Raw genomic sequence first — 16009 nt, 5'->3', positions numbered from 1 at the left:
TCGGTCACCAGTCACGGGAGGCGGGCGCCGGCCCCGCCCTGCCCGGAGGCCCGGAGCAGGGCCAGGGTGTGGATGAGGGAGAAGCGGCGGGTGCCGCGGCCGAGCTCGTCCCACGGCTTCTTCCACGGCATGCGGCGGGCCACGTCCCAGGCGGTGTCGCCGGGGCCGGCGAGGGTTCGGACCCGGTCGACCTCGGCCTGATGGAAGGCCGTGAGCTCCTCGGCGCGGCCGGCGACGTCGCGGTACGGGTACTGGTGGGCCGGGCAGGCGATGGTGGCGCCGAGGTCCCGGATGCGGTCCAGGGAGCGCAACAGGTCCCCGGCGGGGTCGTCGCCGGGGCGGCTGACGATGGCGAGTTGGGTCGGGCCCTCGGCCATCATCGTGTCGCCGGTGAAGACCACCCCGCGGGTGTCGTAGTAGACGGTGTGCCCGTACGTGTGGCCCGGGGTGTGCACGGCGCGGATCGTCACGTCGCCGAAGTCGAGCCCGGTGTCACCGGCCGGCAGTGCGGCGTCCAGCTGGAGCCGCTCGTGGTGCTCGGCGACCTTCACCGCGTCGGCGTACATGCCGTCGACGACGTCGCGCGGCGCGCCGGTGAGGTCCAGCGCGGTGCCGAGCTGGTCGAGGAAGGCGCCGCGGACCCGGTGCATCGCGGCGAAGTCGTCGGCGGCGCCCATCAGCACCCGGGCGCCGGACACGGTGCGGACCTGGTCGGCGAAGCCGACGTGGTCGGGGTGGTTGTGGGTGATGAGGACGGTACTGATCGCCTCGACGCGGTGCCCGATCGCGGTCAGGGACCGCCGGAATGACGCCCAGCACGACGGGTGGTCGTATCCGGCGTCGACGAGGACGAGCCCGGCCCGGGTCTCGATCAGGAACACGGTGACGGCGCGCAGCGCGCTGCCGTGCAGGGGGACGGGGACGGCCCACACACCGTCGACGACCTGGGCAGCGGCCGGGACCTCACGGGCGCGGTAGCTGGCGGCGTGCGCCTCGCTCACGGGTATGGACATCGCGGGGGAGCTCCCTTACTGTTGGGCCACAACATACCGGATGGTCGGAATTTAGCTCAAGGAGTCCGATGACCGAGGACCGGACCGGTTTCCGGCGGTGGGCAGCCGCCGAACCGGACTTGTGCGCGATCGTGACGGCCGACGACCGGCAGATCTCCTACGGTGCGCTGTTCGCCGAGGTCAACCGGATCTCACACGCGCTGCGCACCCGCCTGGGGCTGCAGGTCGGCGACACCGTCGCGGCCGTGATGACCAACAGCCCCGGCATGGTCGCGCTCTACCTCGCGGCGATGCAGTCCGGGCTGTACCTGGTAACCCTCAACTACCACCTGACCGAGCCCGAGGTCGCCTACATCCTCGGCGACAGCGGCGCCCGGGTCGTCGTCTGCTCGGCGCGGGTCGAGGACGTGGTCAAGGCCGCCGCCCCGGCCGGGGTCCCCGTGTACGTCGACGGCAAGGACCTCACCGAGCTCACCGACGGCATGCCGGACACCAGCCCGCAGGACACCCCGGCCGGCTCGCTGATGATGTACACCTCCGGCACCACCGGCCGCTCCAAAGGGGTGAAGCGCCCGCTCAGCGGCATCGACGCGGACACCGGCGCGCGCACCTACATCTGGCTGTTCAACGAGTTCGGGATGCAGCGCGCCGCGTTCGCGTCGTGGCTGGTGTCCGCGCCGCTCTACCACTCCGCGAACATCACCCCGGCGATGGGCGCCCTGCACGCCGGCGGCACCCTGGTGCTGATGGACGGCTGGACCCCGGAAGGGTTCCTGCGCCGCGTCCAGGACCAGCGGGTCACCGGCACCAGCATGGTCCCGACCCACTTCTACCGCCTGCTGCAGCTGCCCCCCGAGGTGCGCGACAGCTACGACGTCTCCTCGCTGGCCTACGTGCTGCACGGCGCGGCACCGTGCCCGCGCGAGGTGAAGCAGCGGATCCTCGACTGGTTCGGCCCGGTGGTCTACGAGCCCCGGCACCGTCGGCCGGCCCGCCTCGATCTCCACCCTGAAGATCCTCGACGAGCGGGGCATGGAGGTCCCCGTCGGGCAGACCGGCATCGTGTACATGCGCCAGGGCGAGGACCGGGTCGAGTACCACAACGACCCGGGCAAGACCGACGGCGCCCGCCGCGACGGCCTCATGACGGTGTGGGACGTCGGGCACGTCGACGAGGACGGCTTCCTGTACATCACCGGCCGGGCCGCCGAGCTGATCCTGGTCGGTGGGGTCAACGTCTACCCGGCCGAGATCGAGGCGGCGCTGCTCACCCACGAGTGGGTCGCCGACGCCGCCGTCATCGGCGCGCCCGACCCCGAGTTCGGCGAGGTCCCGCAGGCCCACCTGGCGCTGCGCGACGGTGCGCCCGGGCGCGACACGGTCGTCGCGGCGCTGCGCGCGCACCTGGAGACCCGGTTGGCGAAACCCAAGCGCCCGGTCTCCTACGTGCTGCACGAGGCGCTGCCGCGCGACCCCAACGGCAAGCTGTACAAGACGCGGCTCAAGCGGGAAGGCGAGGTCAGCGCCCATGGACTTCGATGACAGCGACACCGACCTGGCGTTCCGGCGGGAGGTGCGCGACTGGCTCGACGAGGCGCTGCGGGACGTGCCCGACCAGGAGGACCTGAGCCAGGAACAGCGCGAGCACTGGTCCCGGGTCTGGCAGGACCGGCTGTGCGCCGGCAACTGGGCCGGGCTGTCGTGGCCGGCCGAGCACGGCGGCCGCGGCCTGGACTCCTTCGCCCAGGCGATCTTCAACGAGGAGGCGGCCGTCCGCGGCGCTCCGTACCCGCTCAACGGCGTCGGCATGATGCTGGCCGGGCCGACCATCATCGCCCACGGCACCCGCGAGCAGCAGGCCCGGCACCTGCCCGGCATCCTGCGCGGCGACGAGTACTGGTGCCAGGGCTTCAGCGAGCCCGGCTCCGGGTCGGACCTGGCGAGCCTGCGCACCGCCGCGACGAAGGTGGACGGTGGCTGGCTCGTCAACGGCTCGAAGATCTGGACGTCCAACGCGCACAACGCCTCCAAGTGCCTGCTGCTGGCCCGTACCGACGCCGCCGCACCAAAACATCAGGGCATCAGCTACCTGCTCGCCCCGATGGACCGGTTCACCGTGCGCTCCCTGGTGATGATCAACGGGGACACCGAGTTCAACGAGATGTTCCTCGACGACGTGTTCGTGCCGGACGAGGACGTGCTCGGCGGGGTGGGCAACGGCTGGAAGGTCGCGCTCACCACCCTCGCGTTCGAACGCGGCAGCATGGCGCTGAACCTGTGGGTGTGGGCCCGGCAGGCCGTCGACCGGGTCATCGACGTCGCCCTGGAGCGCGGTGTCGTCGACGGCGACGGTGGCGGTGACACCGCGTTCCTGGACACGGTCGGCCAGCTGCAGTGCGACGCCGAGGCGGTCAGGATCGGCTCGATGCGGATGCTCGGCGAGGCCCGGGCCGGCGGGGTGCCGGGGCCGGAGACCTCGGCGCTCAAGAGCCTGTGGGCCGGCGTCGTGCAGCAGGCCAACCGGCTCGCGGTGCAGCTCGACGACGGTGGCGGGGTGCTGCTGGACGGTCCGGGCGCCGCCGCCCGGATGCGCCGCTACCTGCGCGCCCGCGCGCACACCATCGAGGGCGGCACCGAGGAAGTCCAGAAGTCGATCCTGGCGGAGCGGGTCCTGCACCTGCCCCGTTCACGCTGAGCGGAGCCCGGCATGCGCGCGACATTCACCCAGGAACAGCTGGAGATCGCCAAGACCGTCCGGTCCCTCGTCGAGGGGGAGGGGGTCACCGCCCGCACCGCTCTCGACGACGGCTGGCGGGCCCCGGCGTGCGACGGCCCGCTGCTGCGCGACTTCGGCCTGCTCGGGGTGCCGGAGCGGGCCGGCGGCATCGGTTCGGACCTCATCGACCTGCTCGTCGCCGTCGAGGTGCTCGGCGAGCACCTGGTGCCGAGCCGGTTCCCGGCGCACGCCGCCGCGGTGCAGCTGCTCAGCGCGGCACCGCTGCCCGAGGACGTCCTGTCGGGGGAGCGGGTGCTCACGCCGGCGATGGATGCCCTGGTACGGTTCGCGGCGCAGGCGGACGGCCTCGCGGTGCACCGGCCCGACGGGGTGGGCATCGCCGTCGCCGAGGCGGTCGTCGCGCGGCAGTCCCTCGACCCGTCGGTGCCGCTGTCCGACGTCACCCTCGCCGCACCGGAGGCGCTCACCCCGGCCGGCACCGGGCCGTGGCGGGCCGTCCTGGTCGTCGCCGCCGAGCTGTGCGGGGTCGCCCAGGGCGCCATCGACCTGGCCGCCGAGCAGGCCCGCACCCGCGAGCAGTTCGGCCGGGTCATCGGTTCCTACCAGGGCGTCGCGTTCCAGCTCGCCGAGGCGGCCACGGCCCGCAAGGCCGCCTGGGACCTGACGTTGTACGCCGGATGGGCGGTCGACAACGACCGGCCCGACGCGCAGCTGCAGGTGCACGCCGCCAAGGCCGCGGCGGGCCGGGCGGCGGTGTTCGCCGCCGAACGCTGCATCCAGGTGCACGGCGGCATGGGCATCACCATGGAGGCGGACCCGCATTTGTTCCTGCGCCGCGCGCTGGTGCTCGACGCGGTGCTCGGCTCCGGCGCCGCACACCGCCGCCGCGTCGGCGCCCTGCGGGTGCAGGCGCGTTCGGCATCGTCCTGAGATAGGCGCTGGCCTGCGTCATCTTGCTTCTCCAAGCACGATGGCAGTAACATACCGGCTGGTCGGAATAAACGAGGAGAGATCGTGAAGTTCGGCATCATGAACCTGTTCCCGGTGAACGAGGGCACCTCGGACCACCAGGTGCTCCGGGAGACGCTCGACGAGATCCAGCTGGCCGACGACCTCGGCTTCGACTCGATCTGGCTGGCCGAGCACCACTTCTCCAAGTACGGCATCCTCGGCAGCCCGATCAACTTCGGCATGGCCGTCGCGGAGCGGACCAAGCGCATCACGATCGGCACCGCCGTGCTCGTCCTGCCGCTGCACCACCCGCTGCGCCTGGCCGAGGACATCGCCGCGCTCGACGTGCTCAGCGGCGGCCGGGTCTCCATCGGCGTCGGCCGCGGCTACCAGCCGTCGGAGTTCGCCGGCTTCGGCGTGCCGCTGGAGGAGTCGAAGCAGCGCTACCAGGAGACCCTGGAGATCCTGCGGCTCGCCCTGTCACAGGAGAACTTCTCCTACCACGGCGAGATCTTCCACTACGACAACATCACCACCTACCCGCGGCCGTTCACCCCGGGCGGGCCACCGATCCTGCAGGGCACCGTCTCGCCGGACAGCTTCCGCGAGCGCGGCGCCGTCGGCGAGTCCATCATCACCTCGCCCAACTTCACCCCGCTGGGCATCATGCAGAAGAACTTCAGCCTGTACCAGCAGGCCATGCGCGACAATGGCTTCGACATCACCACCTACGACCTGCCGTTCATGCAGCAGGTCTGGTGCGGTGAGGGCGAGGCGGGGCTGCGCCAGGCCGCGCAGGCCGCGATGCAGTACTACAAGTCGGTCGGCAAGGTCATCCCCGGCTCCGAGGAGGCCATCGAGAAGGAACGCGCCTACTACGCGGCCGTCGCCAAGAACATCGAGCTGCTGACCCTGGAGCAGACGCTGACCCACGGCGGCAACTTCGGCTCCGCGCAGCAGGTCATCGACACCATCGAGATGCTGCGCGAGCAGCTCGGGATCAACCACTACATCGGCTGGCTGCGAATCCCGACGCTGGAGCGCACCGCAGCGCTGCGTTCCATGGAGGAGTTCGCCACCAAGGTGATCCCGCACTTCCGCGCCCAGACCCAGACCCAGACCCGTTCCCAGACCCAGGACCAGGCCGCGGCGGTCGTCGGGTGAGGATCAGCTGCTTCCTGAGCGCCCAGTTCGACCCGTCGGTCCCCGCCACCGCCGGGATCGACGACGTGCTCGCCCAGGCGGCCGTGGCCGAGGCCGCCGGGTTCCACGCCGTGTACCTCGGCCACCACTACCTGGCCAGGTCCGCGTTCGTCCAGCCGGTCCCGCTCGCCGGCTACCTCGCCCAGGCCACCAGCCGGGTCCGGATCGGCTTCGGCGTCCTGCTCGCCCCGCTGCTCAACCCGATCGCGCTCGCCGAGGAGCTCGCCACGCTGGACGTGCTGTCCCGCGGCCGGCTCACCGTCGGCCTCGGCGCCGGGTACCGCAAACGCGAGACCGCCGCCTTCGGTGTCGCGTGGGAGGACCGGCTGCGCCGCCTCACCGACTACGTCCCACTGCTGCGCGCCCTGTGGAGCGGCGCCACCGTCGACGCGCACGGCAGCTGGGGCGAGGTCCCCGGCGCCTCCCTCGCCCTGCGCCCCGTGCAGCCCGGCGGGCCGCCGCTGTGGATCGGCGCGTTCGCCGAACCGGCCGTGCGCCGCGCCGCCCGCCTCGACACCCCCTGGCTCATCGGCCCGAAGGGCGACGACGCCGAGCTCGCCCGCCTGCTCGGTGTCTACCGCGACGTCCTCGCCGAACACGGCCACAGCCCCGAACGGGAGTACCCGATGAGCCGCGAGGCCTGCATCGGCGACAGCTACGCCGGTGCCGCCGCTGCGGTCCGGCCGCACCTGCGACGCCAGTACGCCGGCTACAAGTCCTGGGACGACGCCCAGGCCATCGACGTGGACCGGTACCTCGCCGAGGACTGCCTGGTCGGCTCCGCGGACGAGATCGTGGCGAAGCTGCGCCGCTGGGAGACCGAGCTCGGCATCACCGAGGTGTCGCTGCGCCACCAGTTCGTGGGCGCCGGCCAGGACGAGGCCATGGAGCAGCTCGCCCGCTTCGGCGCCGAGATCATCCCGCGGGTGAGCGAGGGGGCGCCGCGATGACCAACCTCGCCCGCATCCTCGAAGGACGCGCCGCCGACCGGCCGCAGGTGCCGGCCCTGCACGGCGACGACGGCCGGTCCTGGACGTTCCAGGAGGTCGACCGGCTCGCCGGCGGCGTCGCCACCGCCCTGCGCGCCGAAGGCGTCGGCGCGGGGGACCGGGTCGCCTGCTACCTCACCAACGGCCCCGAGATCGTGTTCTTCCTGTTCGGCGCCTGGAAGATCGGCGCCGTCCCGGTCACCGTCAGCAGCCTGTACAACGCCGCCGAGCTCGCCGAGTCCCTGGCCAAGACCGCGCCACGGCTGCTGCTCGTGGACGACCGGCGCCCGGACGTCATCGCGGACCTGCTCGCCGGCGGCGTCGACGCCGACGTGCGGGCCGTCGGCGGGCCGGTCGCCGGGGTGCCGGACCTGGCCTGGCGGCAGCAGGTCGCCGTGCCGGCCGTGGACGTCGCTGACGACGCCGAGGCCTGCATCCTGTCCACCGGCGGCACCACCGGCCGTCCGAAGTCGGTCAGCGTCACCCACGGCGGCACCCGGGCCTCCCTGCAACGCCTCGCCCGCGTCTCCACCGGCAGCGACGCCGAAGGCACCGCCGCCACCGATGCCAAGGTCAACCTCATCGCCCTGCCGTTGTTCCACAGCGGCGGCCAGCACTCGCTGCTCTTCGCGTTCTTCGTCGGCCGGCCCGCCGTCGTCTGGGAACGCTTCGGCGTCGACCGGCTCGCCGAGCTGATGGACCGGTTCGCCTTCGACAACTTCTTCTTCCTGCCCACCATGGTCTTCGACATCGTGCACGCCGACCGCGACCTGCCGTTCGCCGGCGTCAAGTCCGTCCTGGTCGCCGGGCAGGCGATCTCGTGGCCGGTCCGGCGCGCCTTCGAGGAGCGCTACCGGGTGCCGATCCTGGTCAACTACGGCTCGACCGAGGCCGGGCACATCGCCGGCTGGACCGGCCGGGACATGAAGGCCGGCCGGTGGAAACCCGGCTCCGCCGGCCGGGTGTACCCCGGCGTGGAGCTGGAGATCCGCGACGGCGACGGCACGGCCCTGCCGACCGGCGCCGAGGGCGAGGTCGTCGTGCGCTCCGAGCTGACCAAGGGCTACGTCGACGACGCCGAGGCGTCCCGCGAGCTGGTCCGCGACGGCTGGGTCCACACCGGCGACATGGGCTACGTCGACGAGGACGGCGTGTTGTTCCTCGTCGGGCGCAAACGGGACATGATCAAATGCGGTGGGTTCCAGGTCTGGCCCGAGGAGATCGAGGACGAGCTGCGCGAGCACCCGCTCGTGCGGGACGTGCGGGTGCTCGGCCGCCCCGACGACCGGCTCGGCGAGATCCCGGTGGCGCTCGTCGTGCGCGCCGCCGACGACACCGTTGCCGACGACGACCTCGCCGACCGGATCGTCGCGTTCGCCCGGGACCGGCTCGCGCACTTCAAGACCCCACGGCGGATCGAGTTCGTGCCCGCCCTGGAACGCAGCAGCACCGGCAAGATCAGCCGGGTCGCCGGAGAGGGGCACGGATGAAGTTCGGCATCATGGCGTCGCACCAGTACCGGCACGGCGAGGACCTCGGCCGGCACCTCAGCGACCTGTTCGGCACCGTCGAGCTGGCCGCCGAGCTCGGCTACGACTCGGTCTGGACGATCAACCACTTCCAGTCCAACCTCAACACCCCGCAGCCGATCTCCATGACGGCCAGCCTCATCCCGCGCTCCGGCGATATGCTCATCGGCACCGGCATCCTGCTGCTGCCCATGTTCCACCCGGTGCACATCGCCGAGGAGTTCGCCACCCTCGACCACCTGTCCGGCGGCCGGGTCGTCCTCGGCGTCGGCGCCGGCTACCGCGACAACGAGTTCGCCGCGTTCGGCATCGACCCCGAGACCCGCTTCCGCCGCCTGGACGAGAGCCTGCGCCTCATCCGGGCCCTGTGGGGCGGCGGGCCGGTCACCACCGACGGCGAGTTCTACCCGCAGACCGACGCCACCATCGGCGTCCGGCCGCTCACCCCGGGCGGGCCGCCGATCTGGATCGGCGCCGGCGGCAAGAAGGCGGTGCGCCGCGCCGCCCGGCTCGGCGACGCCTGGTACGCGCCCGGCAACTCCCCGAGCCGCCGGTTCCTGCCCGAGCACCTCGCCGTCTACAACGACGCCCTCGCCGAGTACGGCCGCGACCCCGGCAGCGTGTCGCGACCCGTCGGCGTCGAGCTGTACTGCGCGCCGAGCACCGAACGGGCCGTCGAAGAGGCGCTGCCGCACGCCCGGGTCGAGTACTCCACCTACGCGGAGTACCCGGCGCTGCGCTGGCAGCGCGACCGCTTCGACGAGCTGGTCCGCAACACCCTGCTGCTCGGCTCGCCCGAGTTCCTCATCGAACGCATCAGCGCGCTGCGCGACCTGGGCTTCGACCACCTCATCTTCCGGCCCGGCTGGCTCGGCATGCCCACCGACCAGGTCCGTGCCTCCCTGCGACTGTTCGCCTCCGAAGTGTTCCCCGCCTTCCGTCAGTAAGGAACCCGCTGTGAAGAAGACCGAAGCCGAGCTCCTGGAAAACCAGTGGGACGTCGAGAACATGGAGGTCGACCCGGAGGTCCTCGCCAAGTACGTCCGCTACGACGTCGACGAGGCACGCAGCGTCGCCACCATCACCTTCGACCGCCCGGACCGGCTCAACGCGATCCCGGTCGCCGCCTTCGAGCGGGTCGGCGACCTGGTCCGGGGGGCCGAGGCCGACGACCGGGTCAAGGTGATCGTGTTCAAGGGCGAGGGCGAGCACTTCGGTACCGGCGCAGACGCTGCCGAGCTCGGCCACTACATCGGCTACAAGGCCGGCACCGACAAGGCGTCGCGGCGCCGCCCGGCGCAACGGCAGCGCATTTTGCCCGACCGCAACGTGCTCAGCTCCGGCTTCACCCGGCCCATCATCGAGTCGCTGAAGGCCACCATCTGCCAGGTCCAGGGGTACTGCTACGGCGGGCACTTCCAGATCGCGCTGTCGGCCGACATCGTCATCGCCGCCCCGGACGCCCGCTTCACCCACCCGGCGTTCCGCTACCTCGGCCCGGCGCCGCAGGACATGTACCACTGGATCGAGAAGGTCGGCCTGACCACGATGAAGGACGTCATGCTGACCATGCGCGCCATCGGCGCCGAGGAGGGCGAGCGCAAGGGCCTCGTCACCAAGGTCGTGCCCCGCGAGGACCTGCAGCGCTGGGTCGACGACTACGCCGACGCGATCGCGGTGATGCCGCTGGACTCGCTGATGATGGGCAAGTCGATGATGCAGGTCGTCATGGAGGCCCGCGGCAAGGGCCTCGGCGCGATGACCGGCTGGGTCGGGCACGGCTGGGCCACCAACGTCAGCTTCGACGAGGGCGACTGGAACTTCCTCAAGGAGCGCCGCGAGAAGGGCATCCGGCAGGCCCTCGAGGACCGGGACCGGATGGTCGCGCCGTACTTCCGGCTCAGCGAGTCGCGTTCCAACGAGGAACCCGCGTGAAGTTCGGCATCCTGCTGGACCACCAGTACGAGCCCGGCGACGACCTGCGCCGGCGCACCGGCGAGATCGTCGAGTACGTCCAGCACGTCCGCGACCTCGGCTACGACTCGGTCTTCGGCATCCACCACTACCTGTCGTCGCTGTCCACGCCGCAGCCGCTGCCGCTGCTGTCCCGCCTCATCGACCACTCCGGCACGATGCAGCTCGGCACCGGCATCCTCATCCTGCCGCTCGGGCACCCCGTGCACTGGGCGGAGGAGATCGCCACCATCGACCAGATGTCCGGCGGCCGGTTCGTCCTCGGCATCGGCTCCGGCTACCGCGACGACGAGTTCGCCTCGTTCGGCATCGAACGACGCACCCGGGTGTCCCGGATGAACGAGGCGCTGGACGTGATGCGCCAGCTGTGGACCGGCGAACCCGTCACCCACAAGGGCCAGCACTTCCAGCTCGACGGGGTACGGTGCAGCGTCCTGCCCGTGCAGCGGCCGCACCCGCCGGTGTGGGTCGGGGCGAACGGCCCGATCGGCATCGCCCGGATCGCGCGACAGGGCCTGCCGTGGCTCGCGCCGTCCAACGTGCGCCGCAACTGGGCCGTCGGCAACCTCGCCGACTACCGCGCCGAACGTCGCGCCGCGGGATTCTCCGACGACGGCGCGGTCTTCCCGATCCACCGGGACCTGTGCGTCGCCGACTCCTTCGACGCCGCCTACGACATCGCCGGCACCGCCGTGCGCCGCTCCTACGGCGAGTACGTCCAGTACGGCATGGACTACTTCGAGACCCAGTGGGAAGGCATCAAGTCCAAGGCGCTGTTCTTCGGCTCTCCCGACGACATCGCCGCCAAGGTCCGGGACTTCGCCGACGCCGGCTACAACCACTTCGTCTTCCGGGCGCAGTGGCTCGGCCTGCCGATCGCCCGCTCCATCGAGATCGTCGAACGCTTCGCCCGCGAGGTCATGCCGAGGTTCCGCCCATGAAGATTGGTCACATCATCGTCCCGGCCGACGCGCTCGACGCGCAGCTGGCCTTCTACACCGCGCTCGGGCTCGCGACCCGGTTCCGCGACGGCGACCGGTACGCCGCGGTCACCGACGGCGCCGTCACCATCGGGCTCGCCGACGCCTCGCAGCAACCCGTCCCCGGACGGACCGTGCTCAGCATCCAGGTCGACGACCTCGCCGCACTGGGCCACTCCGGCGACGACGTGGTGACCGGACCCCACGAGCGGCGCGTGCTGGTGACGGACCCGGCCGGCAACCCGGTCGTGCTGTACGAGCGGCTGCCATGACCGGCGCGGAGCGAAGCGGAGGGCCGGTCATCATGGGCACAGTCTGGTGGTCAGGGCGGCGCCGAAGCGCAGCGGAGGTGACGTCATGACCGGCGCGGAGCGAAGCGGAGGGCCGGTCATCTCGCAGATGACCGTCGCCGTGCTGGGTGGGACCGGACCGCAGGGGCGGGGGCTGGCCCGGCGGTTCGCCGCGGCCGGCCTGGACGTCGTGCTCGGCTCCCGGGACCCGGCACGGGCCGCGGCCACCGCCGCGGACCTGCCCGGCCGGGTCCGCGGCTCCTCCAACGCGGACGCCGCGTCGGCGGGGGACATCGTGGTGGTGGCGGTGCCCTGGGACGGGCACGCCGAGCTGCTTGCCGCGTTGGCTCCGGCGCTCGCCGGGAAGATCGTGGTCGACTGCGTGAACCCGCTCGGCTTCGACCAACAGGGCGCCTACGCGCTGACCGTCGAGGAGGGCTCCGCCACCCAGCAGGCCGCCGCGATCCTCACCGCCTCGACCGTGGTCGGCGCGTTCCACAACGTTTCGGCCGTCCACCTCGACGACCCCGACCGGTCCACTGTGGACACCGACGTGCTGGTGCTCGGCGACGACCGGGCCGCGACCGACCTGGTCCAGGAGCTGGCCGGGACGATACCCGGGGTCCGCGGCGTCTACGGCGGCCGGCTGCGCAACGCCCACCAGGTCGAGGCGCTCACCGCCAACCTCATCTCCGTCAACCGCCGGTACAAGGCCCATGCGGGCCTGCGCATCACCGATCTCTGACACTCACGACAGGAGCCCCGGTGGACCTCACCGACACCGCCGCCATCGTCACCGGCGCCGCATCCGGCCTCGGCGCCGCCACGGCCGCCGCGCTCACCGCGGCCGGAGCGACCGTGCACGGCTTCGACCTGGCCGCCGACTTCGACGGCATCCAGGTCGACGTCACCGACCCCGACGCCGTCCGTGAGGCCGTCGCGGTCGCGGCGGCGGGCCCCTCACCGCTCCGGGTGGTGGTCAACTGCGCCGGCATCGCCCCGTCCGCCCGGATCCTCGGCCGTGCCGGCGTGCACGACCTCGCCATGTACGCCAAGGTCGTCCAGGTCAACCTGATCGGCACGTTCAACGTCATGGCCCTGGCCGCGGAGCGCATCGCGGCCACCGCACCCGACGGGCACGGTCAGCGGGGCGTCATCGTGAACACGGCGTCGGTCGCGGCGTACGAGGGCCAGGTCGGGCAGGCCGCGTACTCCTCCTCGAAGGGCGGCATCGTCGGGCTCACCTTGCCGGCCGCCCGCGACCTCGCCCAGCACGGCATCCGGGTCATGACGATCGCCCCGGGGATCATGCTCACCCCGATGCTGGAGACCGTCTCGGAGGAGTACCGCACCGGCCTCGCCGCCGGCGTGCCGTTCCCGGCCCGCCTCGGCACCCCCGCCGAGTACGCCGCCCTGGCCCTGTCCATCATCGCCAACGACTACCTCAACGGCGAGGTCATCCGCCTCGACGGCGCCCTGCGGATGGCCCCCCGATGATCCGCCGCCCCGATGTCCTGACCTCGGCGATCGTGGACAGGTTGGGCCGTTGCACGGTGGAGGATCCGGTCAGTTTCTCCAGGGCGACCTCCGCCTCGACGGGATCGCCCCGCATGGCGGCGCCCGGTGGCCGGCGCTGGCGGAGTCCCTGGCGTCGAAGGGCTTCAGGTCCAGGCCCGGTCGGTTGCGCGCTCGGCCGGCGGGCGGATGCGGTTGGCGTACGCAGCCGCCCAGGCGCGGCGGGCGGCTTCCGCTTCGGCCGGTTCGCCCGTGCCGTCGTAGGACTTCAGGATCTCCGCGTCCAGGGTGGCCTGCTCGGGCGACGTGCGGAAGCCTGGCTGCATGTGCCGGTAGTCGAAGCAGATGGTGGGCGTGTCGCCGGCGGCCTGGGGGCGTCGAAGGAGCAGCCCGCCCACCAGGACGGCGGCCAGCGCGACGAGGGGAGTCGCGGATGCGGCGCGCGGGTGCGTTGACGGTCTTCGTGGTGAGTGGCGCGGTGCTGGCGGGGTGTCAGCAGGCGAAGGATCCGGCGCCGGCCGCGTCGGCGAGCCCCTCGGCGTCGGTGGCGCCGTCGACGGCTGCCGGTGCCGCGGCCAAACCGGCCGTGGGCAAGTGCTGGACGTCGTACACCGCGACGTTCAACGGCGACAAGATCAACGAGCTGACCGTGGACGAGCTGCAGCCGGTGGCGGACTGCGCGGGGCGGCACCTGACCGAGACGTTCCACGTGGGCACGTTCCCCGGTGACACGCCGCCCGCGGACCCCGAGGTGCAGCGCGTGTACGCCGAGTGCGAGGCGAAGGCGGCCGATTTCCTCGGCGCGGACTGGCACGACGGCCGGCTGGCGCTGCTGCTGTTGCTGCCGACGGAAGCGAGGTGGGACGCTAGCGTCCGGGCGTTCCGCTGCGACCTCGTCGAGCGGCGCGAGATCAACGACGCGTCGTCGTTCCGCACCGGTTCACTCAAGGACAGCCTGCGCGGCGCACGTCCGATCGGCCTGGCCTGCGGCACGGTCGTGTACAACACCGACCCGAAGCGGACGCCGCTGTGGATGCGGCCGGCCGCCTGCGACCAGCCGCACAACGGTGAGTACATCGGGACCGTGCGCGCGCCGGCCGGTGCCCCCACCGCCCAGGCCACCGGCGACCACCTGCGCCGGGCGTGCTCCCAGCTGGTCGACCGGTATACGGGTCGCTCCTTCGCCAACCTCGCCACGCAGATCGGGCAGCGGATCGGGCTGCTGTGGTGGCGGGTGTCGGACCACAACTGGGACGCCGGCGAGCGCAGCGCCCGGTGCGTGCTCGTCGTCGAGCAGCCCATCGCGAAGTCCCTCAAGCCCTGACCGCCGCGTCGAGAGCCAACCGGTCAGCAGCACGCGACCGCTCATCGGCGGCAGGTGAGCATGTGGTCCTGAGCGGCCGTTACTCCCGGACAGGCGTCTGATCAACCGGTAGATGCCCACAGCACGATGGCGCCGGGGTGGCTGGTGCGACGCGGCTGGATGAACCGGTCGGTTGCATACAGCGACAGACATTGCCGCTCCCAGGTGAACACCCCACGGACCGGACGGCAACCTTCGTACACGTCGCCGCTGGCGGTCATCGGCCAGTCCCGGTCCCGCAAGGCCGCAGCGGCACGGTCCATGACCTGCGCGGCCGACGCGCCGTGCCGGCTCCATACTTCGTAAAACCGTGTGCACGGAGTATGCGCACCGCTGCAGTCGGGTTTGAACTCGTGCACAGCCAGCTCGTCCGGCAGGGGCAGGAAATCAGCTTCCCGGACCTCGCTCGACGGGCGGCCGCCAGACGGGTTCAGCGGGACGACGAAGAACGTCATTTGAGCCGAGCAGAACAGCGTCGTCACCCCAACGGCGGCCACCGGTACCACCACCAGCCGCTGCCAGCCCGACAGCAGCATGCCGAGCAGCACAAGGACCACCAGCAGCGCGAACCCGTAGTAGGGCACCAGCCAATCCTGCGGAGGCGGAAACAGCGCGCCCTCCGGCGGCCTGACCCAGACGCCCAGCGCGAGCAGCCCCACGGCCAGCACCGCCACCGCGGCGACGGCAACACGCGGGCGCTGCGCGAGGATCACCGCGCAACCCAGCGGCGCAACCGCCGCCAACACGGTCGCACACCGCTCGCTCGGCCCGCCGACGCCGAACAGCACCTCCACGAGCACCAGGACCACGACGAACCCGGCCCCGGCGACGCTCACCCGCCAACGCATGCCGGGCAGCATCGCACAGCAGCGCGGACGGGGAACCAGTTCCGCTCCGCGTCGTCGCGCGCCCATCTCGTTACGCGGGCTCGACCCGCGGGACGGCGAGCTGGCCGTGATCCAGGGCGGGAATGTCCAGAGCCAACCGCGACGCCAGGGATCATCAGTCACCGCCAACGGTCTTCGACTTCGTACCGTTCTTCGACTTGCTGCCGCTGCCCTTGCTGCCGCGCGGTTTGCCCGCGACCGCCATCGTGAAGGCGTCGCATGTGCCGGACGTGGTCCGGAGGCAGCCGCTGAGACTCGGCGTCAGGAGCAGCGCGGTGAGCACCACCATGACGGTTCGGCGTTGCTGCAGGCGGCGGGTCATGTCGTCTCCTTCGGTCCGGTGTCGTGCCGGGCGAGCCAGTCCCGGCCCGCCGCGGTGAGCGCCCAACGGTCGTTGTCGGTGCCTTCCCGCTTCCGGCACGCCGCCGCGAAGTGCACGGAGACGTCGCCGTACTCGTGGAGCTGGTTGGCCGGGTCGGCGGTTGTTCGACACTGCGCAGGGCCGCAAGACCGACCCGGCCGACGCGCACTGCGTGGCGGTCGCCGCGTTATGCGCCAGCGGTCTGCGGCAGTGGTCT

17 protein-coding genes and 1 pseudogene are annotated in these 16009 nt (G+C 71.9%); 14 read left to right on the top strand and 4 right to left on the bottom strand.

Annotated elements, in window-relative coordinates:
- Positions 1-11: 11 nt before the first annotated feature.
- Positions 12-1013, bottom strand: a complete 1002-nt coding sequence (locus OP18_RS26490; protein WP_081971134.1) for an MBL fold metallo-hydrolase — start codon at positions 1011-1013, stop codon at positions 12-14.
- A 68-nt stretch (positions 1014-1081) separates the two neighbouring features.
- Here OP18_RS26490 and OP18_RS62610 point away from each other — a divergent pair.
- The 13 genes and pseudogenes from OP18_RS62610 to OP18_RS26430 form a co-directional block, all read left to right on the top strand.
- Positions 1082-1918 (top strand): annotated as a pseudogene (locus tag OP18_RS62610) (AMP-binding protein); the annotation flags it as partial.
- A gap of 127 nt (positions 1919-2045) precedes the next feature.
- Positions 2046-2555 carry an AMP-binding enzyme gene (locus tag OP18_RS59810; protein ID WP_052387355.1) on the top strand — a complete coding sequence of 170 codons (510 nt, stop codon included), beginning with the start codon at positions 2046-2048 and terminating at the stop codon, positions 2553-2555.
- On the top strand, positions 2542-3708 hold the full coding sequence (locus OP18_RS26480; protein ID WP_033361742.1) for an acyl-CoA dehydrogenase family protein: 1167 nt from the start codon (positions 2542-2544) through the stop codon (positions 3706-3708). The genes OP18_RS59810 and OP18_RS26480 overlap by 14 nt, the downstream gene beginning before the upstream one ends.
- A gap of 12 nt (positions 3709-3720) precedes the next feature.
- Positions 3721-4680, top strand: coding sequence for an acyl-CoA dehydrogenase family protein (locus OP18_RS26475; protein WP_033361741.1), 960 nt, complete (start codon positions 3721-3723; stop codon positions 4678-4680).
- A gap of 84 nt (positions 4681-4764) precedes the next feature.
- Positions 4765-5865 (top strand): LLM class flavin-dependent oxidoreductase, encoded by a 1101-nt coding sequence (locus tag OP18_RS53060; RefSeq protein WP_052387354.1) that lies wholly within the window; start codon positions 4765-4767, stop codon positions 5863-5865.
- A complete protein-coding gene (locus OP18_RS26465) occupies positions 5862-6854 on the top strand; it encodes an LLM class flavin-dependent oxidoreductase (protein ID WP_033361740.1) in 993 nt (330 codons plus the stop codon). Before OP18_RS53060 ends, OP18_RS26465 begins: the two co-directional genes overlap by 4 nt.
- Entirely contained in the window at positions 6851-8383 is a 1533-nt protein-coding gene (locus tag OP18_RS26460; RefSeq protein WP_052387353.1) for a class I adenylate-forming enzyme family protein, read from the top strand. Before OP18_RS26465 ends, OP18_RS26460 begins: the two co-directional genes overlap by 4 nt.
- A complete protein-coding gene (locus OP18_RS26455) occupies positions 8380-9369 on the top strand; it encodes an LLM class flavin-dependent oxidoreductase (protein WP_052387352.1) in 990 nt (329 codons plus the stop codon). Before OP18_RS26460 ends, OP18_RS26455 begins: the two co-directional genes overlap by 4 nt.
- A gap of 10 nt (positions 9370-9379) precedes the next feature.
- On the top strand, positions 9380-10357 hold the full coding sequence (locus OP18_RS26450) for an enoyl-CoA hydratase/isomerase family protein (protein WP_033361739.1): 978 nt from the start codon (positions 9380-9382) through the stop codon (positions 10355-10357).
- Positions 10354-11337 (top strand): LLM class flavin-dependent oxidoreductase, encoded by a 984-nt coding sequence (locus OP18_RS53055; protein WP_052387351.1) that lies wholly within the window; start codon positions 10354-10356, stop codon positions 11335-11337. The genes OP18_RS26450 and OP18_RS53055 overlap by 4 nt, the downstream gene beginning before the upstream one ends.
- Positions 11334-11648, top strand: coding sequence for a VOC family protein (locus OP18_RS26440; RefSeq protein ID WP_033361738.1), 315 nt, complete (start codon positions 11334-11336; stop codon positions 11646-11648). The genes OP18_RS53055 and OP18_RS26440 overlap by 4 nt, the downstream gene beginning before the upstream one ends.
- Positions 11649-11733: 85 nt before the next feature.
- Positions 11734-12411 carry an NADPH-dependent F420 reductase gene (npdG, locus tag OP18_RS26435; RefSeq protein WP_033361737.1) on the top strand — a complete coding sequence of 226 codons (678 nt, stop codon included), beginning with the start codon at positions 11734-11736 and terminating at the stop codon, positions 12409-12411.
- A gap of 20 nt (positions 12412-12431) precedes the next feature.
- Positions 12432-13163, top strand: coding sequence for an SDR family NAD(P)-dependent oxidoreductase (locus tag OP18_RS26430; RefSeq protein ID WP_033361736.1), 732 nt, complete (start codon positions 12432-12434; stop codon positions 13161-13163).
- A gap of 164 nt (positions 13164-13327) precedes the next feature.
- Here the strand turns inward: OP18_RS26430 and OP18_RS26425 are convergent, their stop codons facing one another.
- Complete coding sequence (locus OP18_RS26425; protein ID WP_033361735.1) at positions 13328-13579, bottom strand: hypothetical protein; 252 nt, start codon at positions 13577-13579, stop codon at positions 13328-13330.
- Between the two features lie 35 nt (positions 13580-13614).
- Here OP18_RS26425 and OP18_RS26420 point away from each other — a divergent pair, with 35 nt between their 5' ends.
- Positions 13615-14505: a septum formation family protein gene (locus OP18_RS26420; protein WP_081971132.1), complete on the top strand. Its 891-nt coding sequence runs from the start codon at positions 13615-13617 to the stop codon at positions 14503-14505.
- Between the two features lie 101 nt (positions 14506-14606).
- Here OP18_RS26420 and OP18_RS26415 read toward each other — a convergent pair whose 3' ends face one another.
- Positions 14607-15392 carry a hypothetical protein gene (locus OP18_RS26415; protein WP_156089798.1) on the bottom strand — a complete coding sequence of 262 codons (786 nt, stop codon included), beginning with the start codon at positions 15390-15392 and terminating at the stop codon, positions 14607-14609.
- A gap of 154 nt (positions 15393-15546) precedes the next feature.
- Complete coding sequence (locus OP18_RS26410) at positions 15547-15753, bottom strand: hypothetical protein (RefSeq protein ID WP_033361732.1); 207 nt, start codon at positions 15751-15753, stop codon at positions 15547-15549.
- Positions 15754-16009: the final 256 nt, after the last annotated feature.

The organism is Dactylosporangium aurantiacum, assembly GCF_000716715.1.
Classification (GTDB): Bacteria; Actinomycetota; Actinomycetes; order Mycobacteriales; family Micromonosporaceae; genus Dactylosporangium; species Dactylosporangium aurantiacum.
Note: the sequence above shows the minus strand (reverse complement) of the source record. Positions and strands in the feature narration are given on the sequence as shown.

Coding starts and splice junctions, on each gene's coding strand:
- OP18_RS26475 (WP_033361741.1), top strand. CDS start 3,721: ATGCGCGCGACATTCACCCAGGAACAGCTGGAGATCGCCAAGACCGTC.
- OP18_RS26440 (WP_033361738.1), top strand. CDS start 11,334: ATGAAGATTGGTCACATCATCGTCCCGGCCGACGCGCTCGACGCGCAG.
- OP18_RS26420 (WP_081971132.1), top strand. CDS start 13,615: ATGCGGCGCGCGGGTGCGTTGACGGTCTTCGTGGTGAGTGGCGCGGTG.
- OP18_RS26410 (WP_033361732.1), bottom strand. CDS start 15,753: ATGACCCGCCGCCTGCAGCAACGCCGAACCGTCATGGTGGTGCTCACC.
- OP18_RS26460 (WP_052387353.1), top strand. CDS start 6,851: ATGACCAACCTCGCCCGCATCCTCGAAGGACGCGCCGCCGACCGGCCG.
- OP18_RS26480 (WP_033361742.1), top strand. CDS start 2,542: ATGGACTTCGATGACAGCGACACCGACCTGGCGTTCCGGCGGGAGGTG.
- OP18_RS26415 (WP_156089798.1), bottom strand. CDS start 15,392: ATGCGTTGGCGGGTGAGCGTCGCCGGGGCCGGGTTCGTCGTGGTCCTG.
- OP18_RS26455 (WP_052387352.1), top strand. CDS start 8,380: ATGAAGTTCGGCATCATGGCGTCGCACCAGTACCGGCACGGCGAGGAC.
- npdG (WP_033361737.1), top strand. CDS start 11,734: ATGACCGGCGCGGAGCGAAGCGGAGGGCCGGTCATCTCGCAGATGACC.
- OP18_RS59810 (WP_052387355.1), top strand. CDS start 2,046: ATGGAGGTCCCCGTCGGGCAGACCGGCATCGTGTACATGCGCCAGGGC.
- OP18_RS26490 (WP_081971134.1), bottom strand. CDS start 1,013: ATGTCCATACCCGTGAGCGAGGCGCACGCCGCCAGCTACCGCGCCCGT.